Source organism: Luteimonas terrae (assembly GCF_004358165.1).
Lineage (GTDB): Bacteria > Pseudomonadota > Gammaproteobacteria > Xanthomonadales > Xanthomonadaceae > Luteimonas > Luteimonas terrae.
The window spans coordinates 205281-229783 of record NZ_SMTG01000005.1 but is presented as its reverse complement, the minus strand read 5'-3'; the positions used below and the strand labels follow the sequence as shown (position 1 = coordinate 229783).

14 protein-coding genes and 1 tRNA gene are annotated in these 24503 nt (G+C 68.5%); 5 read left to right on the top strand and 10 right to left on the bottom strand.

The window, feature by feature from the left end; genetic code table 11:
• The first annotated feature begins 14 nt into the window (after positions 1–14).
• From E2F49_RS13025 to E2F49_RS13010, 4 genes are all read left to right on the top strand, one after another.
• The gene (locus E2F49_RS13025) at positions 15–566 is read left to right on the top strand and encodes a flavin reductase family protein (protein WP_133394277.1); all 552 of its coding nucleotides are present in this window, start codon (positions 15–17) and stop codon (positions 564–566) included.
• A 71-nt stretch (positions 567–637) separates the two neighbouring features.
• Positions 638–1096, top strand: a complete 459-nt coding sequence (locus tag E2F49_RS13020; protein WP_133394276.1) for a hypothetical protein — start codon at positions 638–640, stop codon at positions 1094–1096.
• 99 nt (positions 1097–1195) lie between these two features.
• Complete coding sequence (locus tag E2F49_RS13015) at positions 1196–3184, top strand: acetyl-CoA hydrolase/transferase C-terminal domain-containing protein (protein WP_133394275.1); 1989 nt, start codon at positions 1196–1198, stop codon at positions 3182–3184.
• Between the two features lie 74 nt (positions 3185–3258).
• Positions 3259–3576: a BolA family protein gene (locus E2F49_RS13010; RefSeq protein ID WP_133394274.1), complete on the top strand. Its 318-nt coding sequence runs from the start codon at positions 3259–3261 to the stop codon at positions 3574–3576.
• A gap of 246 nt (positions 3577–3822) precedes the next feature.
• Here the strand turns inward: E2F49_RS13010 and tkt are convergent, their stop codons facing one another.
• Both tkt and E2F49_RS13000 read right to left on the bottom strand, forming a co-directional pair.
• A complete protein-coding gene (gene tkt / locus E2F49_RS13005; RefSeq protein WP_133394273.1) occupies positions 3823–5811 on the bottom strand; it encodes a transketolase in 1989 nt (662 codons plus the stop codon).
• Between the two features lie 89 nt (positions 5812–5900).
• Positions 5901–7220, bottom strand: coding sequence for a dicarboxylate/amino acid:cation symporter (locus E2F49_RS13000; protein ID WP_208004901.1), 1320 nt, complete (start codon positions 7218–7220; stop codon positions 5901–5903).
• Between the two features lie 109 nt (positions 7221–7329).
• Here E2F49_RS13000 and recQ point away from each other — a divergent pair, with 109 nt between their 5' ends.
• Positions 7330–9162 (top strand): DNA helicase RecQ, encoded by a 1833-nt coding sequence (gene recQ / locus E2F49_RS12995; protein WP_133394272.1) that lies wholly within the window; start codon positions 7330–7332, stop codon positions 9160–9162.
• Between the two features lie 22 nt (positions 9163–9184).
• Here the strand turns inward: recQ and E2F49_RS12990 are convergent, their stop codons facing one another.
• The 8 genes from E2F49_RS12990 to pal all read right to left on the bottom strand — a co-directional run bounded on the left by E2F49_RS12990 (position 9185) and on the right by pal (position 24462).
• The gene (locus E2F49_RS12990; RefSeq protein ID WP_133394271.1) at positions 9185–10621 is read right to left on the bottom strand and encodes a DUF11 domain-containing protein; all 1437 of its coding nucleotides are present in this window, start codon (positions 10619–10621) and stop codon (positions 9185–9187) included.
• 2 nt (positions 10622–10623) lie between these two features.
• Positions 10624–14313, bottom strand: a complete 3690-nt coding sequence (locus tag E2F49_RS12985; protein WP_208004900.1) for an outer membrane protein — start codon at positions 14311–14313, stop codon at positions 10624–10626.
• Positions 14314–14324: 11 nt separating this feature from the next.
• Positions 14325–20756, bottom strand: coding sequence for an Ig-like domain-containing protein (locus E2F49_RS12980; protein WP_165971238.1), 6432 nt, complete (start codon positions 20754–20756; stop codon positions 14325–14327).
• A 784-nt stretch (positions 20757–21540) separates the two neighbouring features.
• Positions 21541–21616, bottom strand: a tRNA-Lys gene (locus tag E2F49_RS12970).
• 71 nt (positions 21617–21687) lie between these two features.
• Positions 21688–22365, bottom strand: coding sequence for a 7-cyano-7-deazaguanine synthase QueC (gene queC / locus E2F49_RS12965; protein ID WP_133394270.1), 678 nt, complete (start codon positions 22363–22365; stop codon positions 21688–21690).
• 69 nt (positions 22366–22434) lie between these two features.
• Positions 22435–23115, bottom strand: a complete 681-nt coding sequence (gene queE / locus E2F49_RS12960) for a 7-carboxy-7-deazaguanine synthase QueE (RefSeq protein ID WP_133394269.1) — start codon at positions 23113–23115, stop codon at positions 22435–22437.
• A 4-nt stretch (positions 23116–23119) separates the two neighbouring features.
• Positions 23120–23941, bottom strand: coding sequence for a tol-pal system protein YbgF (gene ybgF / locus E2F49_RS12955; RefSeq protein ID WP_133394373.1), 822 nt, complete (start codon positions 23939–23941; stop codon positions 23120–23122).
• A gap of 8 nt (positions 23942–23949) precedes the next feature.
• Positions 23950–24462 (bottom strand): peptidoglycan-associated lipoprotein Pal, encoded by a 513-nt coding sequence (pal, locus tag E2F49_RS12950; protein ID WP_055246606.1) that lies wholly within the window; start codon positions 24460–24462, stop codon positions 23950–23952.
• Between the last annotated feature and the right edge of the window lie 41 nt (positions 24463–24503).

Here is a 24503-nt window from a genome sequence, read left to right as displayed (position 1 = left end):
CACAGGTCACGCCGATGCCCCGCACGCATGCGATCGCACCCGATCAGGCGCGCCGCTTCCTCGAACCCGGCCCGGTCGTGCTGCTGTCGAGCGCCCACAAGGGCGAGCGCGGCATCATGACCCTGGGCTGGCACATGATGCTCGGCTACGACCTCGTCGGCACCTACATCGACCCCGGCAACCGCAGCCACGCACTCGCACGCGGCAGCCGGGAATGCGTGATCAACCTGCCGACCGCAGACCTGCTCGACACGGTAATCCGCATCGGCAACTGCAGCAGCGCCGAAGCCGACAAGTTCGAGCGCTTCGGACTGGCCGCGGTCGACAGCGCGCACGTCGATGCTCCCGGCATCGGCGAATGCCACGCGCGTTTCGAATGCGTGCTGCACGAGACCCGCATCACCGCCGACTACCCGCTGTTCGTCTGGCGCGTCGTCGCCGCGCACGCCGCCAGACGGCCGAAGTGGCCGCGCACCGTGCACTATCGCGGCGATGGCTGCTTCATGGTCAGCGGCGACGAGCGCAGGCGCCGTGCGCTCTTCCGCCCGGACATGCTGGACTCGTGAACGGCGTCGGCCATCGGCGACGCTAAGGTGAGCGCCTGCCCGCCGCTGCATTCCGGAACGAGGAGGCGTCCATGCATCACGCCCGCCGCCTGCATTCGAACGCGCTGCTGTGCCTGCTCACCGTCGGCACGCTGGCCGGCTGCCGCGACGACGCCCCGCAGGCCGCCGCTGCGCCGGGCACGTCGACACCGACCGCCGCGCAGGCTGCGGATGCGTCGCCGGATCGCCGCCTGCATGCGGAGTTCGTTTCGGGCACCGGCTATGCGAGCACGGGCGATCGCGCCGAACTGGTCCTGCATGCACAGGATCAACGCATCGGTGACGTGCTCGAACGGCTTGCGTCCATCAGTGGCGTGCCGCTCGAGATCGCCCGGGACGCCCGGATCGATCTGGACCGGCAGGTGACCATGAATTTCGACCGCGTGCCGCTGCGGACCGTGCTGGAACTGATCGCACAGGAATCCTCGACGCCGATCGCTGCCGATACCGATGCGATCCGCGTGCAACCCGGCGCCGCGCCTGCCGGCTGAGGCGCGTACGTCGGCAACCCGGCGCTTCCGGGTTCCGACACCATCGGGCACGACGCGTGAGGCGCCACCTATTCACGTGCGCGTGCGTATCCTCGTGCCATGACCGCCTACGTCGACTCCATCGAAGACGCCGTCAGCCGCATCCGCGCGCACGTCGACGGCGCCCTGCACGTCGGTGCGCCACTCGGGATCGGCAAGCCGCATCGCCTGCTCAATGCGCTCTACGACGCGGCGGTGGCGGATCCCACGCGACCGTTCACGCTCTACACCGCGCTGTCGCTGGACCCGCCCTCGGGCGGCAGTGATCTCGAGGGCCGTTTCATCGGGCCGTTCGCGAAACGTCACTTCGGCGAGGACTTTGTGCGGCTGAAGTATGTCGACGCGCTGCGGCGCAATGCGTTGCCGCCGCATGTCGAGATCGAAGAGTTCTACATGCAGTCCGGCGCCATGCTGCGCTCGAGCCAGGCACAGCGCCGCTACGCCAGCCTCAACTACACGCACGTGGCGCGCGCATTGGTCGATCGCGGCGTCAACGTGCTGGTACAGAAGGTCGCGGCCAACGACGACGGCACGCGCTTCTCGCTGTCGTCGAACACCGACCTGACCTTCGACGCGATCGATGCGCTGGTGGCCGCCGGACATCCGCGGCCGCTGCTCGTCGGCGAGGTCGACCCGGCCCTGCCGTGGCTGGACGGCACCGCCGCGGTGGACGCGTCGTTCTTCGACGTGGTGATCGCACCGCCGCCGCCCTACCCGCGTCTGTTCGGGCTGCCGCGCCAGCCGGTCTCGGATGCCGATTACGCGATCGGCTTCTACGCCAGCGCGCTGGTCCGCGATGGCGGCACGCTGCAGATCGGCATCGGTGCGCTGGCCGACGCGCTGTGCCACGCACTCGCGCTGCGCCACACCGACAACGCCGCCTACCGGGGCGTGCTGCATGCGCTCGATCCGGATCTCGCCAAGCACCCCGCGGTGCAGGCCGTCGGCGGCCTCGAGCCGTTCGAGACCGGCCTGTACGGCTGCAGCGAGATGATCAACGAAGGCTTCAAGCGGCTGGTCGAAGTGGGCGTGATCAAGCGCCGCGTCGTCGACAAGGCCAGCCTGATGCGGCGCGCGAACGACGGCACGCTGAGCGCGCTGGACCGCGAACTGATCGACCGCGACGGCGAATTCCTGCACGGCGCCTTCTACCTGGGCTCGCCGGATTTCTACGCCTGGCTGCGCGGCCTCGACGACGACACGCGTCGCGGCATCGGCATGCGTCGCGTCGGCGAGGTCAACGCGCTGTACGGGCTCGACGAGGGCCTGGAACGTCTGCAGCGCCGCGACGCGCGCTTCTTCAACAGCTGCATGATGGCAACCGCGCTCGGCGCGGCAGTGTCTGACGGGCTCGAGGACGGCCGCGTGGTGTCCGGCGTGGGTGGCCAGTACAACTTCGTCGCGATGGGCCACGCCCTGCCGGACGCGCGCTCGGTGTTGCTGCTGCGCGCCGCGCGCGATGCCGGCGGCGGGCGCGAGGCCAACATCCGCTGGCACTACGGCCACACGACCATCCCGCGGCACCTGCGCGACGTCTACATCACCGAGTACGGCATCGCCGACATCCGCGGCGCGACCGACGAGGACTGCGTACGCGCGATGGTGCGCATTGCCGAGGCACCGCACCAGGACGGCTTGCTCGAGCGGGCGCGCGCGGCCGGCAAGCTGGACGCGCGCTTCGTCGCGCCGGAGACATGGCGAACCCGCAACACGCCCGATGCATTGCGCGCCGCGCTGGCGCCGTTGCGCCGCGACGGCAGCCTGCCGGACTACCCGCTCGGCAGCGACTTCGACGTCGTCGAACAGCGTCTGCTGCGCGCCCTGGCCTGGTTGCGCACGCGCACCGCGACGCGCCGCGGGAAGCTGGCGACGGTATTCGAAGCGCTGCGCGCCGGCATCGGCGACGACACGCCGGCACTGGCGCGCATGCAGCTGCAGGCGCCACGCGGGCTCGACGAACATCTGATGGCGCGGCTGGTGTCGCTGGGCCTGCGGCGCACCGCGCGCGCGGCGGCCGAGGACGTGGTGCGGCCGACATCGGCGGCATGAACACCGGCGGCTTGCGATCCTCGCGGCCGCCACCATTTCGATCGTCGCCGCACGACAGTTCGCAGGACCCGACCATGACCACCCGCGCCGACCAGCTTCGCGACGCACTCGCCGCGCTGCAGCCCACGCATCTCGACGTGCAGGACGAGAGCCACATGCACAGCCGCGGGCTGGAAACGCATTACAAGGCGGTCGTGGTCAGCGCGGCCTTCGACGGCAAGCGCGCGATCCAGCGGCATCAGGCCGTCTATCGCGCGCTCGGCGCGCAGATGCAGCAGATCCATGCGCTGGCGCTGCACACGTTCACGCCCGAGGAATGGGCGGCCGAGGTGCTCGTACCCGACTCACCGCACTGTCGCGGCGGCAGCAAGCACGACAAGCCAAAGAACTGAGGCGCGTTCGTAGGATGGGTAGAGCAAAGCGAAACCCATCATTGCGGGACATCCGTTTGCCGGAACAACCGGCGAGGACAGCATTCGAGCCACGGCGCTGGCATATCAGCGCGTGACAAGTAGATTCCGCTTGTCGGCGCCGCGAGCGCGCAAATGGCAATGATGGGTTTCGCTGCGCTCTACCCATCCTACAGACACGAAAAAGCCCGCTTGCGCGGGCGTCTTCGTATCGGGGGATGCCGGCGATCAGAGCGCCTTCGCCGCCTCGACCACCTTGTCGACGGTGATGCCGAAGTGCTTGAACAGCTGGTCGGCCGGCGCCGAGGCGCCGAAGCTGTCGATGCCGATCACCGCGCCGTCCAGACCCACGTAGGCGCGCCAGAAACCGGTGACGCCGGCCTCGATCGCGACGCGCTTGCGCACGGCCTTCGGCAGTACCGATTCGCGATAGGCGGCGTCCTGGCGGTCGAACACGTCGGTCGACGGCATCGACACCACGCGCACGGCGTCGCCGAGCTGCGCGGCGGCGTCCATCGCCAGGCCCACCTCCGAGCCGGTGGCGATCAGGATGATCTCCGGCGTGCCGGCCGAATCCTTCAGCACGTAGCCACCGCGGGCGATGTCGCCGACCTGCACCGCATCACGCGTCTGGTGCGGCAGGTTCTGGCGCGAGAACACCAGGCAGCTGGGGCCGTCCTGGCGGACGATCGCCGACTTCCACGCCACCGCCGACTCGACCGCGTCGCAGGGGCGCCACACGTCGTTGTTCGGGATGTAGCGCAAGGAGGCCAGATGCTCGACCGGCTGGTGGGTCGGGCCGTCTTCGCCGAGGCCGATCGAGTCGTGCGTGTACACGTGGATCGCATGCGCCGGAATCAGCGCGCTCATGCGCACGGCATTGCGCGCGTAATCGCTGAAGACCAGAAACGTGGCGTCGAACGGAATGAAGCCGCCATGCAGCGCCAGACCGTTGGCGATCGCGCTCATGCCGAACTCGCGCACGCCGTAATAGACGTAGTTCGCGTTGGCATCGGTGCCGGCGGCCGAGGTGCTGCCCTTCCATGTGGTCAGGTTGGAATGCGCGAGGTCGGCCGAGCCGCCGATCAGTTCCGGCAGCAGCGGCGCGAAGGTCTCGATCGACATCTGCGATGCCTTGCGCGACGCGATCGTCGGGCCGTCGGCCTGCAGCCTGGCGATGAAGGCATCGGCGTCGGCTTCGAAGTTCGCCGGCAGGTCGCCGTTCGAGCGACGCAGGAATTCGGCGGCGAGCTCGGCGTGCTGCGCCTGGTAGCCGGCGAAAAGCGCGTCCCACGCGGCCTCACGCTGCTTGCCCGCCTCGACGGCGTGCCAGGCATCGCGGATCGGCTGCGGCACTTCGAACGCGGCGTGCGTCCAGCCGAGCGCGGCGCGCGTGGCATCGGATTCGTCCTTGCCCAGCGGCGCGCCGTGCGAGGACTCCTTGCCGGCACGGTTCGGCGAGCCGAAGCCGATCGTGGTGCGGCAGCAGACCAGCACCGGCTTGCTCGCATCACCCTTGGCGTCGGCGATGGCGGCAGCGATGGCCTCGGCGTCATGGCCGTCGACGCCGCGGATCACGCGCCAGCCGTAGGCCTCGAAGCGCGCCGGCGTGTCGTCGGTGAACCAGCCTTCGGTGTTGCCGTCGATCGAGATGCGGTTGTCGTCCCAGAACGCGACCAGCTTGCCCAGGCCCAGTGTGCCGGCCAGCGACGCGGCCTCGTGCGAGACGCCTTCCATCAGGCAGCCGTCGCCGAGGAACACCCAGGTGCGGTGGTCGACGACATCGAAGCCGTCACGGTTGAAGCGCTGCGCCAGCAGCTTCTCGGCGAGCGCGAAGCCCACCGCATTGGCCAGGCCCTGGCCGAGCGGGCCGGTGGTGGTCTCGACGCCCGGGGTTTCGTGGCGCTCCGGGTGACCGGCGGTGCGGCTGTGCAGCTGACGGAAGTTCTTCAGTTCCTCGATCGGCAGGTCGTAGCCGGCCAGGTGCAGCAGCGCGTACTGCAGCATCGAGCCGTGGCCGTTCGACAGCACGAAGCGGTCGCGGTTGAGCCACTGCGGGTTCGCCGGGCTGTGGCTGTAGTGGTCGTTCCACAGCACCTCGGCGATGTCGGCCATGCCCATCGGCATGCCGGGATGACCGGACTTGGCGGCATCGACGGCGTCGATGGCGAGGAAACGGATGGCGTTGGCGAGTTCGCGACGGGTCGGCGTGGTCATGGGTCTCGGGGACGGGCGGCGGCGGGCGGGAGCCCGCTATTGTCCCACGAGCGCCGCGCCGCTGCCGGGCGCGGAGCGGCGGGCGGCGCTCAGTCCGCCTGCGCGGGCACCGCCGCGTCCACCGTTGTGGCCTCGTGGCCGGCTTCGCTGCGGCCGATGACCACCGAACCGGCCATGTCGCCGCCGATGTTGACCACGGTGCGGCACATGTCGAGCAAGCGGTCGACGCCGAGGATCAGGCCGATGCCCTCAGGCGGAATGCCGAACATGACCAGAATCATCGCGATCACCGGCAGCGAGCCGCCCGGCACGCCGGCCGCGCCGATGCCGCCCAGGATGCACAGCAGCAGGATCAAAGCCTGCTGACCCATCCCCAGTTCGACGCCGAAAAACTGCGCCAGAAACAGCACCGTGATGCCTTCGAACAGCGCCGTGCCATTCATGTTGGCGGTCGCGCCCAGCGTGCAGACGAAGCGCGCGACGCGTCGCGGCACGCCCAGATTCTCTTCGGTCACCTTCAGCGTTGTCGGCAGGGTGGCGCTGGACGAGGACGTCGAGAACGCGGTCAGCAACGCCGGCTGCGCACCGCGAAAGAACGCCAGCGGCGTCATGCGGCCGAAGATCCACAGCAGGATCGGGATCACGATGAAGAAGTGCACACCCAGCGCCGCGATCACCGTGCCCACGAAGCGCGCCAGCTGCACCAGCACATCCACGCCCAGGCGCGCGGTGATCGAGAACAGCAGCGCGGCCACCGCATACGGCGCCAGCGCGATCACCCAGCCGATCAGCTTCAGGCAGATGTCGTAGATGCCCTGCACCGCGCCCACGAAACTGCGCGTGCCCGGCGTGCGCAGCACGGTGGCGGCAATGCCGAACATCAGCGCGAAGAACATCACCGCGATCAGATCGCCTTGTGCCGCTGCCTGGACGGGATTGCGCGGCACGATGTTGAGCAGCACCTGCACGCCCGAGACGCCCTCGCGCGCGCCGGCGATCTCGGTGGCCCGGTCGGACGATTGCGCCAGCAGGGTCTGCGCGATCTGCGGGTCGATGCCCTGGCCCGGCTGGAACAGATTCACCGCGAGCAGGCCGATCGTCACCGCGATCGTCGTCACGGCAACGATCCACACCAGCGTCTTGACCCCGATGCGGCCCAGCGATGCCGGGTCGCCGATCTCGACCACGCCGAGCACCAGCGCCGAGAACACCAGCGGGATCACCAGCATGAACAGAAGACGGAGGAAGATCTGGCCGACCGGATCGGCGACGTAGGTGATCAGCGCGTCGAGCCAGCCGGCCTCGGCTACCAGAAAATTCGCCGCGAGGCCTGCCGCTGTGCCGATCACGAAGCCGATCAGCATCTTGGTATGCAACGGCATATCGCCGGTTCCGGGCGTCGAGGTCATGCGGGCGTCCAGCTGGAAGACCGCACACCTTAACAAACGCGCCCGCGTGTCCGGTCCGCCGCCGTTTGCCGGCGATCGGCCGTCCGCGTGCAGCCGGTATCCTAGTGGGATGTCTTCGTCTCCCGATGCCGCCGCGCTCGAGGTCCTGCAGCGCGTGTTCGGCCATGCCGCATTCCGCGGCGAACAGGCCGCGATCGTCGAACACGTCGCCGCCGGCCATGACGCGCTGGTGCTGATGCCCACCGGTGGCGGCAAGTCCATGTGCTACCAGGTGCCGGCGCTGCTGCGCGATGGCGTGGCGATCGTGGTCTCGCCGCTGATCGCGCTGATGCAGGACCAGGTGGACGCACTGCTGCAGTCGGGCGTGCGCGCGGCGTTCCTCAACTCCACGCTCGATGGCGAGACTGCGCAGCGCGTGGAGCGCGAACTGCTGGCCGGCGAACTCGACCTGCTCTACGTCGCGCCCGAACGCCTGCTCACCCCGCGCTTCCTGTCGCTGCTCGACCGCGCGCCGCTGGCACTGTTCGCGATCGACGAGGCGCACTGCGTGTCGCAGTGGGGCCACGATTTCCGCCGCGAATACCGCGAGCTGACGATCCTGCACGAGCGCTGGCCGCACGTGCCGCGCATCGCGCTGACCGCGACCGCCGACCCGCCGACCCAGCGCGAGATCGCCGAGCGCCTGCAGCTCGACGAGGCGCGACGCTTCGTCAGTTCCTTCGACCGGCCCAACATCCGCTACACCGTGGTGCAGAAGGAGAACGCCAAGCGCCAGCTGCTCGATTTCGTGCAGGGACATCGTGGCGAGGCCGGCATCGTCTACTGCCTGTCGCGGCGCAAGGTCGAGGAGACCGCCGACTATCTCGCCGGCCAGGGCATCGACGCGATTCCGTATCACGCGGGCATGGATGCCGAACTTCGCGCGGCCAACCAGCGCCGGTTCCTGCGCAACGACGGCGTGGTGGTCGTCGCGACGATCGCCTTCGGCATGGGGATCGACAAGCCCGACGTGCGCTTCGTCGCGCATACCGACCTGCCCAAATCCATCGAGGGCTATTACCAGGAAACCGGCCGCGCCGGCCGCGACGGCGAGCCGGCCGATGCGTGGATGTGCTACGGCCTCGGCGATCTGGTGCTGCTGCGACAGATGATCGAACAGAGCGAGTCGGGCGAGGAACGCAAGCGGCTCGAACACCGCAAGCTCGACGCGCTGGTCGGCTACTGCGAAACCATGCGTTGCCGCCGTCAGGTGCTGCTGGCGAACTTCGGCGAGGACTACGCGGCCAAGGGCGCCGGCCAGCCCTGCGGCAACTGCGACAACTGCCTCGACCCGCCCGACGCCTGGGATGCGACCGTCGCCGCGCAGAAGGCGCTGAGCTGCGTCTACCGCAGCGGCCAGCGCTTCGGCGCCGCGCACATCATCGACATCCTGCGCGGCAGCGAGAGCGAGCGCATCCGCCAGTTCGGCCACGACCAGCTCAGCACCTACGGCGTGGGCACCGACATCGACACCCGCGTTTGGAAGAGCGTGCTGCGCCAGCTCGTCGCGCAGGGGCTGCTGGACGTGGATGCCGAAGGCTATGGTGGCCTGCGCCTGACCGAAGCCAGCCGCGGCGTGCTCAAGGGCACCATGCAGGTAATGCTGCGCAAGCCGACGAACACGAAGGAACGCGCGCGCACGACGCGCGCCGCGGCTGGTGCCGACATCGACATTGCGCCGACCGACCGGCCGCTGTTCGAAGCGCTGCGCGCCCTGCGCGGTCGACTCGCGCGCGAACAGAACGTGCCCGCCTACGTGATCTTCCACGACGCGACCCTGCGCGAGATCGCGCGCCTGCGCCCGATCAGCCACGGCCAGCTCGGCGGCATCGGCGGCGTCGGCGTCGGCAAGCTGGAACGCTACGGCGACGCCGTGCTGGAAACGGTGCTGGACGCGGACTGAGCCGCGTCCAGCAGCTGCCGCGTTATGGTGCGACGCCGCTCGCGGTGACGCGACAGGCGAGCCGGAGCTGGACCTGCTCGCCGGGCAGGAACTCCGGCAACACCATGCCACTGCCCTGCAGCGTCGCGAGCGAGTGGTCCGGCGCACACAGGGCCGGCCGCGTGGCGGTACACGTCGGTGTCGCAGCGCTGCAGTCCAGACCGGTGACGGCCGGGTCGCGGATCACCGCGCCGGTCACGTTGATCCGGGCGTTGGCGTTGCTGGTCGTCGTCAGCGTGTAGGTCACGTTGTCGCCCGAGCGCGCATTCGCAGGCGAGACGGACTTGCTGATCGACAGGTCGACGTCGTCGTCGAGGATGGTCCACGCCGACGTGGCGACGCCGGCCGCGCCGCACTGCGTGGATGAGCGGGTGAAGTACCTGCTGTCATCGGGCACCAGCTGCAGGCCGACGACGCGGCTGCCATCGAAGACGGTGTTCGCGGGCGCCGTGAGGCCGAGAGAAATCAGCTCACCGTGATAGGGCTCACTGCGTGCGGGAATCCGCACCGTGAACGTACTCGTCCCGGTCGGAGTGGTGTAATCCACGCCCAGCACGGGGTTCCCGGCGCCACTGCTGGTGGTGATCTGCACCACAAGATCGCTGTCCAGCTGCCCGGCGACGCGCAGCGCAGGCAGACCGCTCGTGACTCCTTCCGTCGTCTCGTAGGTGCCTCCCGCGAGCTCGACGAACGGCTTGAGCACGACCTGGATGTCGTCGAGGAAGTTGCCCGTCGTCGCCGTGCCGGAAAGCGCTTCGAAACCGATGTCGGTAGTACCGCCAATGCCTGCATAGGCGAACGTGCCTTGGTAGTCGCGCCAACCGTTAGGGCCAGCCGCGGACGTTGCACTTCCCTGGAAGGTCGTGATGACACCGCCGGCGCCGCTGTTTGTCGTGCCGACCTCCACGATGGGTGACGGGCCGAGCAGGAAACGCATCCGGTCTTGGGTCGTGGCGCTTGCACGTCCTCGATGGCTGAAGCGCCACTGGATCTCATCGCCCTGCACCAGACACACATTCTGGGAGATGCGAGACAGCTGTTCGGCATTCAGTTCCGCCAGCTGCGAACCGCTGCGCGCGTTCACCGTCAAGCCCGCGTTGGTACGCGGCGTACGCCAGAGTTCGATGATGCGTGCCAGTTCTCCCGGCACGAATCCCGAAGGCGCGACGCAGCCACCGACATTCTGCTGACCGAAGGGATTGTGGGTCGTGGTCCACCCCGGCACGTACTGTTCGCCAATGTAGACACGGCAACCGGCAGTCTGGAGGTTTGGCTCCTCGAAGCTGAGATTGATGAAGCTGCGTTGCACGACGGTGGCCTGCTGCGCCTGCGCGAGGCCCGGCAAAAGGACGACGGCAGCCGCGATCACAGCTGCGGCCAGACGGCCGGACGAGCGGGAACCGGAACAGAAATTACGCATGATCAGTAGCTGCCGACGAAGTTGATGTAGAACCCGCGGTGGTCGTAGTCGAGATCGGTGAGGTCGTCACTGAAGTCGGTGAAGTTGTAGCCCACGCCTACGCGGAAGTTGCGGCCGATGTCGCGGTCCACGCCGGCCATCCAGCCTTGGCGCGTGCCGCCGTTGTCGACGTCGAGCCAGCGGTACTCGGCCATCGCGTGCCACTTCTGCAGCAGCTCATAGCGGACCTGCGAGGCGGCGAACGTGGTCGCCGAATCGAACCAGGCGCCGGTGCCGCGGCCGTAGCGCGCTTCGCCTTCGCGGCGGGCGAGTTTGCCGGCGACTTCCCAACGGTCGTCGACGCGATAAACGCCCTCGAGCGACAGCACCTGGGACTTCTGGTCGTAGTCCGCGCCGCCCACCTGGCCCAGTGTCGCGAGGTCGTAGAGATAGGTGTAGCGGCCGAACAGGCCCCAGCGCGAACCGTCCCACGGGCGGTAGGCGAAGCCGAGATTGCTTTCGATGAACTTCGCGCTCGCACGCGGATCCAGATCGTCCTGCGTATCGGCGTAGTTGAAGCGCGCGGCGACGCGCCAGCTCTCGTTGAGGCGATGCTGCACGCGGTTGGTGGTGATCCACTGCGTGCGACGTTCGGCGCCCGTGTCCTCGCGCCACTCGAGCTTGCTCTGCCAGTCGGTGACGTTCGAGGTGCGGCCACCGGAGACGCTGATCGCGCGGCGATCGATCCGGCCACCGTCGCGGTTGGTCAGCTCGCCATCGGACAGCGTGAAGCCCAGGTTCCAGCCCACGCCCGGATAGAAATCCATGCCGTAGGTGTGCGCCAGACCGGATTCGCGCCGGGTCTTGAGGAACTGGCTCTCGTTGAACAGGTTGACCTGGTTCGACAGGCGCCAGCGCTGGCCGAGCGTCCAGCCGTTCTGGCGGGTCTGGTTGAACAGCGGGTCGTACTCGGTGGTATCGGTCGAGTAGGTGTACGCGCCGTACAGCGCGTGCTGCGGCGTGAGCCGGTACTCGCCGTTGACCTGCGCCGCATCGCCGCGGTCGCCGGTGGTCACCTCGCCGCCCAGCGTCGACAGGTTGGCGAAGCTGTAGCGGCTGCCGAGGGTGAAGGCGTCGTTGTCGACGTAGCGCCCGTCATCGTCGTCGAGCGTGACCTGGGCGACGCCGTAGACGTCCAGCGCGGTGCCGAAGCGATGCATGTAGCGCAGTGCGCCGAGCGTGCCGGCGACATCCGCGAAGCTCGCGCGTTCTTCCTGCACGCGGCGGATTTCCGCAGCCAGCGAGGCGATGTCGGAGAACCGCCATTCGGTCGTGACCTGCGCCTGCGTCAGCGCCTCCACGCCGCGCTCGGCGCGGCTGTAGCGCGCGTAGAAGCCGATTTCGGACGTGAGCTCGCCCAGCACCTCGGCGCCGCATTCCTCGATGTCGGCACCGGTGTCGAAGCGTGCGACCGAGAAGCCGGCGTCGACGCGGCGCCACCACGCGCCCGTGCTCCAGTCCTGCGCGGTCCAGCCGAGCTCGCGGAAGTTCGCGCGCAGTTCCACCGCGCTCGCCTCGCCTTCGCGCGGCCCGGTCGGGTTGAGCTGAGTGAAGGTGAAGCCGCCGTTGTCGGAGAAGAACACCGGCGCGCCGGTGGATTCGGTGCGGCTGTGCTCGAGCTTGAGGTAGGTGCCCTTGCCGGCCTGCAGGGTCAGGTCGGCCGACATCAGCGTGTAGTCCTCGCCGGCGCGGTTCTCGTCGACCCAGGTCGCGCCGAGGCCGACGTGATCGCCGAACCACTGCTTGGCGCGCACGCCGGCCGCGATCTCGTCGGGATCGAAGCCCGCGGGGACCCATTCGTAATCGACGATCAGGCGCTGCTCGAAGCCGTCGCGCGGTGCATCGCGGGTGATCGTGGGCACGTTGTCACGCGAGACCGGCATCAGCGGACGCGACAGGATGATGCGGCCCTGCAGTTCGTCGATCTCGTAGTCCGCGCCGGCCAGCAGCACCGTGCGCGCTTCGACGCGGCCGGTGGTCGGATCGCGCGTCTCGATGACGACCTGCTCCGACCCCGGCAGCACGTCGGTGTGGCGCAGGTAGTACAGGCTGCCGCCGGTACCGACGAACTCGCTGTGGCCCGGCGCGGTCTGCGCTTCGGAGCCGAACGCGCGCAGCTCGCTGACCGGGTCGCCCCAAGCGTTGGCGGCGCGCGACCGCCACGCCAGCGCCGCGCCGTAGAGCGCACGCTGGTACTGGCCGTACTCGGTGCCGGTGAAGCCGGTCGAGAAGTTGCCCCACAGCGCCTGGTTCTTGTCCCAGTCGGCGCGGACGTAGAACCGGCCCATGGTGTCGACGTCGCGGCGCACCGTCGAATCGTCACCGTAGGTCGGGTAGTACAGGTCCGGATCGACGCGGCGGAAGATGTCCTGCGGATCGGCGGCGGTGAAGCCGTCGAACAGATCGCCCAGCGGCCGGTTCTGCGTGTCCGCCTGCGCGGTGATCAGGTACTTGCCGCCGATCTTGCCCTTGCCGTAGAACGCCAGGCGGCCGTCGCTGAGGATGTCGTCCTCGCGGCCGGCCAGTGCCATCTCGCGGCCGGGGCCGCTGGCCTTGTTCTGGAACACGGTGACGTCGGCGATGCCGACGCCGAAGAAGTAGCGGCCGCTGACGTCGACATCCAGCGCGTGGTGCGCGGTCGCACCGTCGCGGTTCTTCAGACCGATGTCGAAGCGGTGCTGGCCGACCGGCATCAGGTACTCGGCGACGAACTTGCGCTCCAGATCGACCGGATAGCTGTCGCCATTGATCAACAGCGTCTGGCCCTCGGCCAGGTTGCGGCCCTGGATGCGCACGCGCGAGCCGTAGACCTGGATGTTCTGCTGGCGCAGGCCATTGCCCGAGAACACCGTGTCGATCAGCGACTGCGTGGCCGCCTGGTCGGCGGTCAGCGCGGTGCCCAGCGCATTCTCCACGCCACTGCGCAGCAGCTGGTCCCCACGTTCGGCTTCGGCCGGCGTGACCAGTTGCAGGCGATGGGTGTAGGTCTCGTCGAAGTGACCGTCGGCGTCGTAGGCACGCAGTACGTACACGAGTTCGTCGCCGGGACGGAACTGGCGGCCGGCCGGCAACGTGCCGTCCCACTCGCCGTCCGCGAACCCGGCGCGCGGCAGGTCGAACTGCGCGATCGGCTCGATCAGGTCGGCATCGCCTGCGCGATACAGCGTCAGCTCAAGGCGATCGATGAAGTCGACGTAGTTGCTGCGCGCATAGAAGCGCACCGGGCGCGTGATGCGACCGGCTTCGAAGGGGACCATCGACGGACCGGACACCGACAGCTCGGGCTGGCCGAGATCGGGATCTTCGGTCGCCCAGATCGCACCGCCGCCCGGCAGCTGCACCGAGAAGCGGCCCAGCGCGGTCGCGCGGCCCGGCTGTTCCAGCGCCACGCTGACGCGGCGGTCGGGCTGCAGCGCGGCCGACGACGAACGTGCGCTGGTGCCCGTGGTCACCGGCTGGTCGTAGCTGCGCGTGCGCAGACGGAACAGCGTTTCCTCGCCGCTGCGGCAGCCATCGCTGTCGCAGTCGAGCGCGGCCTGCGGCGCCTCCCCGGCAGAGGTCTCCACGGCGACCGCATCCTGCGCGGTCGCGGCTGCCGACGCCATGCCGGCGAGCATGCCGATCAGGGTGGCGTCGAGCAGTTTGATCTTCATGTTGCGCCCCTTCACTTGCGTGCCTCCCCGACAGGCGCCGTCGTGTTCCGACTCGCCTCGACCCGCGTATTCGCACGCACCTCCGGGCTCAATCGTGTGGCCAGTGCGTCGTAGACTGCACGCGCACGGCGCAGGCCCAGATCGACGTTGTAGGCATGCGAGCCGCGCACATCGGTATGACCGACGATGCCGACCACCCCGCCACCGAGTGCTTCCAGACGCGCGGCCACGGCGTCCAGCAGGCCGGCGAATTCCGGGCGGATGCTGGCGCGATCGGTATCGAACAGCACCGTGCCGAGCAGCACGTCGCCGTTGCCGACGCCGGCCACCAGCGCATTTGGATCGGCGACCGATGTCCGCAGTTCGACCTGCAGGCCCGACGCCGCCGCCGGCGTCACCGCCGACTGCAAGGCATCACGCACCGCAGCCGCCCGCGCAAATGCCAGCGCCTCGTGGCCGCCCTCGCCGGTGACGACGACCGTGCCGCCGCCGTGGCGGTCGACCTCCCGCGCCATCGCGTCGATCGCGGGCTGCATGTCGTCGCGCAGCGCGCTGCTGTCGGGCGCGAACAGGACCTCGCCGATCTCCAGCTCGACCGTCTCGCCCGGCTGTTCCAGTTCCACCACCGGCAGACGCACGCCGAAATCGAAGCGCACCGGCAGGCCCGGGGTCACGCGACGCACCAGCGGGTTGGCCGTGGTGAACGCGGTGCCCGGCGGCAGCGTCGCGGGATCGACCTTCAGGATGAAGTTGCGACCGTGCGCGCTGGTGCCGCCCGGCACATCGACCAGGTGATAGCGGCCGTACTGGTCGGTCTCGATCAGCAAGCCTTCCACCGAGGCGATGCGCACGCCGGGAATGCCGCGCTCGTCGATACCGGCATTGCCGATCACGTACTCGACGATCAGACCTTCGGCATCGGTCAGGACGCGACGCGACACGACCGGCTCGGCAGCCGACAGGCCCTTGGCCGCATCGCCGCTGCGCTCCAGACGTGTGCTGCCGTCGGCGGCCATACGCAGCGTCGCGCCCTCGGCGGACGTCAGCACGAAGTCGCCGGTGAACGCGGCACTGCGCAGACGCTGGCGGATCACCACCTGCGTTGCCTCGACCGGATCGGCCACCGACTGGCGCCCGGCGATCGCGTCGACCTCGATACCGTGCAGCAGCGGTGCGCTGGCATCGGCAACCGGCTGTGCGCCGGAGCCGGTGTCGATGGTCGTCGAACCGGCCACGTAGGCGTCCGGTGCGAAACCGCCCTGCACGCGCACGCCACGCATCGCCGCGCTGGCCTGCCAGCCGTCGCCGTTGCGGTCGTCGAACACGGTGCCGAACACGAGGCTGTCGTCGAGCATGGGATCGAACGCGGTCTGCACCTGCGCCGTCGCCACGTTCGACAGGGCGATGCCGCTGCCGCTCTGCGCCTGCACCTGGTTGATGTGGCCGCCGGCCCGGATGCCGGCGCCGACGCGCAGCAGGTAGGTCATCGTCACGCTGTCGCCCGGCGCGAGGTCGAGGCTGGCGATGCGGATCGGGCGCACGCCCGACACCGACAACGCACGGCCGTCTCCACTCGCCAGCGAACCGTCGACGTAGCTGAAGCCCGCAGGCGGCGTGTCGACCACGCTGGCGCCGGTGACCACGGCATTGCCGACGTTCTCGACCACGACGGTGTAGCGCACCAGGTCGCCGACCTTGACCTCGCGCACGCTGGCGGTCTTGGTCACGCGCAGCGGCGAAACGTCCTGCACGCGCACGGTGACGGTCGCCGTGTCGCAGACCGGCGCCGGCACCGAGGTATCGCAGACGCGGTAGGTGAAGCGGTCTTCGCCCGAGAAGCCGAATTCCGGCGTGTAGGTGCAGATGCCGTTCGCGCAGACCACGCTGCCGTGGCCGGCCGGCGTGATCACCGTGACCGAACCCGGATCCAGTGGCGCACCGGTGCTGCGGTCGTTGCCGACGACGACGATCTGCAGCGGCACGCCCGACTCCGCGATGCCCGCGTCGTCGTCGATCGCCTCGACCACGTTCGGACGCACGGTCACGACGGCGGTCGCCGTCGCGCAGTTGTCCGGATTGAGCGTTTCGCAGACGGTGTAGGTGAAGCGGTCCTCGCCCGAGTAGCCCGGCGCCGGGGTGTAGACCACGGTGCCGTCCGGGTTCACCACCACGCTGCCGTTGGCCGGCGGCGTCACGGTAATGGTGACGTCGTCCGGATTCACCGGCGCGCCGCCCAGCGTGTCGTTGCCCAGCACCGGGATGGTGACCGGGGTGTTCTGGTCAGTCGTGGTGGAGTCGTCGACCGCGGTGACATCCGGTGCCTCGACGACGATGGTCACCGAGGCCGTGCTGCAGTTCGACGGATTCAGCACTTCGCAGATCGTGTATTCGAACGTGTAGCTGCCCGCCGGCGTGCCAGGTGCGATACCGATGACGCCCGTGGTCGGGTCGACGGTCACGCCCGGCGGCAGCGTGCCGGTGGTGATCGTCACCAGCGACGGATCGGCGATCGGCGCGCCGTTGAGCGTGTCGCCATCGAGCACGTTGCCCACGTTCGGATTGCCCGAACCCCCATCGACGCCGCTGTAGCGGTCATCGACCGCGGTGATCACCGGCGGGTCGACGACGATCGTGACGGTCGCCGTGCTGCAGTTCGCCGGGTTCAGCACTTCGCAGATCGTGTACTCGAACGTGTAGCTGCCCGCCGGCGTGCCCGGCGCGACGCCGATGACGCCCGTGGTCGGGTCGACGGTGATGCCATTCGGCAGCGTGCCGGTGGTGATCGTCACCAGTGCCGGATCGACTGCAACGCCATTGAGCGTGTCGCCGTCGAGCACGTTGCCGACCACGGGATTGCCCGAGCCCCCATTGATGCCCGTGTAGCGGTCGTCGACCGCAGCGATCACCGGCGGATCGACCGTGATCGTCACCGACGCCGTCTCGCAGTTCGACGGATTGAGGACTTCGCAGATCGTGTAGTCGAACGTGTACGGACCGGCCGGCGTGCCCGGTGCGACACCGATGACACCCGTGCTCGGATCGACGGTCACGCCCGGCGGCAGCGCACCGGTGGTGATCGTCACCAGCGACGGATCGGTGATCGGCGTGCCGTTGAGCGTGTCGCCATCGAGCACATTGCCGACGTTCGGATTGCCGGAGGCGCCGTTGACGCCGGTATAGGCGTCGTCGACCGCGCTGATGACCGGCGGCACCACCGTGATCGTCACCGACGCGGTGCTGCAGTTGGTCGGGTTGAGGACTTCACAGATCGTGTAGTCGAACGTGTAGTCGCCCGCCGGGGTGCCCGGCGCCACGCCGATCACGCCGCTCGCGAGGTCGACGGTGACCTGCGGCGGCAGCGCGCCGACGATCGTGATGTCGACCAGCGACGGATCGGTGATCGCCGTGCCATTGAGCGTGTCGCCGTCGAGCACATTGCCGATCGCAGGATTGCCCGAGGCACCGTTGACGCCGCTGTAGATGTCGTCCTCGGTGGAGATCACCGGTGCGTCTACGGTGACCGTGATCGTGGCAGTCGCGCAGTTCGTCGGATTCAGCGTTTCGCAGATCTCGTAACCGATCGTGTAGCTGCCCGCCGGCGTGCCGGGCGGCACGCTGACGATGCCGGTCGCGGGATCGAGCACGGGGACTTGACCGCCGTTGATCGGCGTCGCCGGCGTGACCACGCGTCCGGTGATGTCGGCCGGATCGACCGGAGCACCGCCGAGCGTGTCGTTGTCGTAGGCATTGCCGGCATTCGGATTACCCGTCGCGCCGTTGACCGGCCCCAGCGGATCGTCGAGCGCGCTGATCGTCGACGCACCGACAGTCACGGTGATCGTGGCCGTCGCGCAATTCGTCGGGTTCAGCGCTTCGCAGATCTCGTAACCGATCGTGTAGCTGCCCGCCGGCGTGCCGGGCGGGACGCTGACGATGCCGGTCATGGGGTCGAGCACCGGTACCGGGCCGCCGCTGATCGGCGTCGCCGGCGTCACCACGCGACCGATAATGTCGGCCAGATCGACCGGCGCGCCGCCGAGCGTGTCGTTGTCGTAGGCGTTGCCGACGTTCGGATTACCGGCGGCGCCGTTGACCGGCCCCAGCGGATCGTCGAGCGCGCTGATCGTCGACGCGCCGACGGTCACGGTGATCGTGGCCGTCGCGCAGTTCGTCGGATTCAGCGCTTCGCAGATCTCATAACCGATCGTGTAGCTGCCCGCCGGCGTGCCGGGCGGCACGCTGACGATGCCGGTCGCGGGATCGAGCACGGGGACCGGGCCGCCGTTGATCGGCGTCGCCGGCGTGACCACGCGTCCGATGATGTCGGCCGGATCGACCGGGGCGCCGCCGAGCGTATCGTTGCCGTAGGCATTGCCGGCGTTCGGATTACCGGCGGCGCCGTCGACCGGACCGAACGAATCGTCGATCGCGCTGATCGGCGATGCGCCGACGGGCACGGTGATCGTGGCCGTCGCGCAGTTCGTCGGATTCAGGACTTCGCAGATCTCGTAGCCGATCGTGTAGTTGCCCGCCGGGGTGCCGGGCGGCACGCTGACGATGCCGGTCGCCGGATCGAGCACCGGTACCGGGCCGCCGTTGATCGGTGTCGCAGGCGTGACCACGCGACCGCTGACGTCGGCCGGATCGACCGGGGCGCCGCCGAGCGTGTCGTTGTCGTACGCGTTGCCGGCATTCGGATTGCCCGTCGCGCCATCGACCTCGGGAATCGCGTCGTCGTTCGCGACGATCACGTCCTGCACGGTCACCGTGACGGTTGCCGTATCGCAGTTGGACGTGTTGCCGATCTCACAGATCGTGTACTCGAACGCGTACGTGCCTGCGGCGGTCCCCGGCTGCACGCCGATCACGCCCGTTGCCGGGTCGACCGTAATGCCGGTCGGCAGCACGCCGGGCGTGATCGTCACGGTGGATGGCGTTGCCGCAATGCCGCCCAGGGTGTCGCCCGTCAGCACATTGCCGACGTTCGCATTGCCGACGACGCCGTCGACCGGACCAAAGGTGTCGTCGACGGCGCTGATCGGCTGCGAGACCGCGTTCGTCACGGAGCACACGTTCCCCGCGGTACCGCAGGTCACGCCGTCGACAGCGACGGTATTGGTGATCGACGTGACGGATGGCGCGAGCGTCTGGTCGACGTCCACAGTGAACTGGTAGGTCTTGCTGCCGCCGACGATCACGTTTGCGTTGGCGTTGTTGCTGCACGTCGTCGTCGTACAGATGAACTCGGTATTGAGACCGGGAACCGGCGTGGTGTGCGCGGGAATGGTCTCGACGACGTCGCCGGGATACAGCGTGGCAGCCACGGTGCCGCCGCTGTGCGACACCTGGATCGAGTAGGTCAGACGATCTCCGGCGGAGATCTTCTGGCTGGAAACGGCGGCCACACCGTTCACCTGGGACAGCGTCTTGGTGACTGCCAGCTGCGCGGGCGTCACGCGCGGATGCGGACACGAGGCGAGATCGCGACCGCGATCGTTGGCAACGGTCGATGTGGACGTGGCGACCTGGCGCATCGTTGCCGTGCCCAGGTTCATCTCGTAGTACGCGCCGCTGGCATTGACGACGACATGCAGACGGCCACCGCGATCGAAGGCCGCCCCCGCGTAGTTCGTACCGGAAGGCGCATTCGTGAACGCGGTCTGCTTGGTCGCGCGCATCGTCGCGACGTCCACGCGGTACAGGTCCGCGCCCGCGACGAGCCAGCCGAAGCCGTCCTGGTCGAAGGCGATGTCGCCCGAGCCCGTGTCGGACGGACGCGTATCGTAGGTCAGCGTCTGCGGGCCCGAGACCGTGTACCCGTAGGCGCCCGATGGCGTCAGCGTGTAGACCTGCGCGGTGGAGACGCCCCCCGCAGTGCTCACCGACGACACGAGATAGCCGACGCCCTGCGTGGTCATGCCGGCACGCGGGAGGTCGGCATTGATCGTCGCACCGGTGTCGTACCAGCCTGGGGACGTTGGATGCGTGGCGTCGTAGGCCCAGATCTTTCCGCGCGTTGCCGCAGGGCCGGTGGTGCCACTGTGGAACAGCAGGCGGCTCGCCTGTCCGTTCACGGCCGGGCTGATCATCAGCGCATTGACGTTGTTGCCGACCGGCATGCGCAGGGCGTCCACACGGACGTCGCTCGCCGTCGCCGGCGTATAGCGGTAGATCTCGGCGCCGTTGACGATGCTGTAGATGTCGTCCGCCGCGCAGAAGTCGATCGCGGTCGCCGCGGGCGAGACGTTGAGCGTGACGCTCGACGTGTTGTTCTGGGGCTGGGGATCGGTCACACCGGCGGGTGTCGTCACCGTCGCGGTGTTGACCACCGTCGTCTGTGCGCCCACGTTGCTGACGGAGGCGGCGGCCGCCACCAGGCCGAGCGCGAGGAAGAAGCCGCGGGCAAGCGCCCGGACCGGACCGGTCGTTCCGTTGTCGAACACGTGTTGAGCCCCTTGATCCAGCGCCCTTCCGGGTCGCCGGGGCGACACCAGGCCGCCCGTTTCTGCCTGCGTACCGTGCGAACACGACCGCAGCGCCCCTTTTTTCGAACCGCCCGCACGCCGAACGTGCGGCAAACTTCGCGCATTCTATGTGATGCAGTTCCGCAATTCATGTGCTTTTGAGACTTGTCCTATTGCGTTGCCTTCAGTTGCCGGGTCCCAGGGCCAGTCCCTCTCTGCGAGAGCCCTGGAGCGGCGAGGGCATGCCACCAAACCGCTGCAGCGGGCCTCCCTCGCTCGGTAGACCCACCCTCCTCCCGGAGCAGCGCCAAATCGCAGGCGTAGAACGCGGCTGGGATATCGGGGCTCGTCTTGGCCGGGTGTCGAAGGGCCTATATCAAGGACACCTCACCAGTACTCGCGGGCGCGACGAGACATCACTGGGCCACTTGGGGATGGCGCGTTGATTCCATACCCTCGGCGGCGTATCGCGCCTCGCCCTCCCCCACGACGAGGCAGGCCGAACTGGCAGGACAACCAGTCGCATGCACGATGGATGCCCGATCCAGCAAGCGCGAGCGCCCGCCAATTACGCGGGAAGGAACTTGCCTGCGATCGATCCGCCGTCCGTGCGCGACCGCCGCGTGCTGGGAATGCAAGCGTCACACGCATCCAGCGCTGGGCCTGTCGAAGAATCGGCTGCAACCGCGCTTCTGCGCGCACGCGACCCTTGACCCGCGAGCACGGATGCCGACGCCGGACTGACGCCTGGAGATGAAGAGGCTGGTGGGTCGTGATGGATTCGAACCATCGACCAGCGGATTAAAAGTCCGATGCTCTACCGACTGAGCTAACGACCCGGAAGACAGTCATCGGCGCTTTGGCCGATGCAGGGGGCGCATTCTAGCGCAATGTGGCCAGCGCGTCGGCCTCAGCCGGGCGCATGGGCGTAATGCGTCGGGTCGGGGACGCCGGCGGCATCGAATCCATCCGCGCGCAGGCGGCACGCGTCGCAGTGACCGCAGGCCAGGCCCTGTGCGTCGGCGTTGTAGCAGGACACGGTCAGGCCGAAGTCGACGCCCAGGCGCACGCCCTCGCGCACGATGTCGCCCTTGCCCATGTGCTGCAGGGGCGCATGGACACTGATGCCCGCACCTTCCACACCCGCCTTGGTCGCGAGATTGGCCAGGCGTTCGAATGCGTCGACGAACTCCGGCCGGCAATCCGGATACCCGGAGTAGTCGACTGCGTTGACGCCGCAGAAGATGTCGGCCGCGCCCAGCACTTCGGCCCAGCCGAGCGCCAGCGACAGCATGATGGTGTTGCGTGCCGGCACGTAGGTCACCGGAATGCCCGCGCTGCCCGCTTCCGGCACGTCGATGTCGTCGGTCAGCGCCGAGCCGCCGATGCTGCGCAGATCGACGTCGACGGTCTTGTGCGCGGTGACGCCCATCGCCGCTGCCACACGCGCCGCAGCGTCGAGTTCGGAGGTGTGGCGCTGGCCGTAGCGCACGCTCAGGGCGTGCACGTCGAAGCCCTGCTCCTGGGCGATGGCCACGACGGCGGCGGAGTCCATGCCTCCGGACAACAGGACGACGGCTTTTTTCATGGAGATATCGGATGCAATGGAGAAACGACAGGCGCCAAGGCTAGCGCAGTGATACAGTCGGCGCCGGACTCAGCGACCCGGCTCGTCGTTCCACAGCAGCTTGTGCAGCTGCATCTGGAACTTGACCGGCAGGCGGTCGGCGACGATCCAGTCGGCCAGTTCGCGGCCGGTGATCTCGCCCTTGCTCGGCGAGAACAGCACGTCGCACAGGTGCTGCAGGCCCTTGGTCAGCACGATGTCGCGCGCCCACTCGTAATCGGCGCGCGAGCACACGACGAACTTGATCTGGTCGTGCGGGGTCAGCAGGGCTAGATTTTCCCAGCGGTTGCGGTGCGCTTCGTTCGATGCAGGCGTCTTGATGTCGAGCACGCGACTCACACGGGTGTCGACAGCGGCAATATCGATGGCCCCCGACGTTTCCAGCGACACCTGGTAGCCGGCATCGCACAGGCGGCGCAGCAGGCCGACGCAGCGCTTCTGTGCCAGCGGCTCGCCGCCGGTCACGCAGACGTGCCGGACGCCGTGGCGCGCGACCTCGGCGAGGATGTCGTCGATCGTCCACCACTGCCCGCCGTGGAATGCGTATGCGGTATCGCAGTAGGTACAACGCAGCGGGCAGCCGGTGAGGCGAACGAATACCGTCGGCCAGCCCGCATCACGGGCTTCGCCCTGCAGCGACAGGAAGACTTCGGTGAGCTTGAGCCGGTCGGCCGCGGATGCGGCGACCGCATCGGGCGCGACGGCGGTCATGGAATCAACGCAGGCGCGAGAGCTGGATCGCGCGGAGCCGGTCGGACGCGGTGCGTGCCGCATCGGTGCCGGGATACTGCTTGCCGACATCGGCGAGCGTGGTCTCGGCGCCGTCGAGGTCTTTCAGGCCGTACTGCGACAAGCCGACTTTGAGCATGGCGCCCGGGGCCTTGTCGCTCTGCGGATAGCGCTGCAGCAGCGAAAGGAACTGCTCCTGCGCCAGCGCGTAATTCTGGGTGACGTAATAGCTTTCGCCGAGCCAGTACAGCGCATTCGGCGCGTACCCGCCCTGCTGATGCTGCTGCAGGAATGCCTGGAACAGCCTGGCGGATTCGGCGTACTCGCCGTTCTTCAAGGCGTTGAAGGCCTGCTCGTAGGCGCCGCGCTCGTCGGCGGGTGCCACCGTCGCAGGCGCAGAGGAAGCGCCCGTGGCGCTGTTGTCGCGAGCGGCCTGCGCATTCGCGCCGGCCGCCGGAGCCGGCGATGCATCGCCGACCGGATCGGGCAACTCCAGACCACCGCCACCGCCGCCCTGCCCGCTCTCGAGGCGGTTGAGCCGGCCGTCGATGTCGAGGTACTGGCTGCGGTTGCTGGATTTGAGCTGCTCGTTCTGCTGCTGCAGTTCCTCGACCTGGGACCGCAGCGCCTGCATTTCGCGACGCAGCTGTTCCACCTGGTTGAGCATCTGCATGTTCGCGCTGGTGTCACCCGCGCGCGCTTCGAGCGAAGCCACGCGATCGGCGAGGCTCGCCCGCTGCGCCCATGCGGGCGCGGCGACCACGAGGGTCGCCGCGAACGCGACTGGGAGCACCAGCCAATGACGCATCGAACGCATCAACGCGCGGTGTAGATGATCTCGACGCGACGATTGCGGGCCCAGCAATCTTCGTTCGAGTCATTGCAGACCGGACGCTCTTCGCCGTAGCTGACGACGGCGACCTGCGCAGCCGAGCCACCGTTGGCCTGCAGCGCCGAGGAGACGCCATTGCCACGACGCTCGCCCAGACCCTGGTTGTACTCGCGGCTGCCGCGCTCGTCGGCGTGGCCTTCCAGCGAGATGCGCGAGGAGCTGCGGTCACGCAGGTACTTGGCGTGGCAGGCCATCACGGCCTGGAATTCCGGACGCAGGGTGTCCTGGTCCAGATCGAAGTAGACGACGCGCTGACGCAGGCATGCATCGCTGTCGAGGTCGGCCGGGGTGTAGGCACCCGCGGTCGGCTGGGTCGGAGCCACGGTACCGGTCGACGGACCCGTATCCATGGGGGCCTCTTCCTTCACCTTCTTGGAACACGCTACAGCGGCGGTGCAGAGCAGCGCGGCCAGCATCACACGGGTGGTCGTCTTCATCTCGTCGATCCTTGGTTTTCTATGAACAACAGGGCAATTGT